The 237-nt window shown below is 33.3% G+C and carries 1 pseudogene; it reads left to right on the forward strand.

The annotated features are described in order from the left end of the window. Window positions 1-237: pseudogene (locus tag U881_RS11075) on the forward strand (hypothetical protein); the annotation flags it as partial.

Genomic DNA, 237 nt, shown 5'->3' on the forward strand with positions numbered 1-237 from the left:
TCCAGAGCAAACAGTTGAGTTTTCTGGATATTCTGTTAGAGAGACAACTGATAACAAAGAAGAATTACTTGAGACTTATATCGAGCGTTCTCATTTTATTACAAGAGATATTGTGAATAAGACTGGTGATGATAAATATGGTATTGGCAAGAGAACATTGCCACGTAATTATGAGTTTTTTGTTCTTTTTGTAAATCAGATTCAGAGTGCAGATCAGAGAACTAAGTTTATGATTGC

It is taken from the genome of Borrelia persica No12 (genome assembly GCF_000500045.1).
In the GTDB taxonomy this organism is placed as follows: Bacteria; Spirochaetota; Spirochaetia; order Borreliales; family Borreliaceae; genus Borrelia; species Borrelia persica.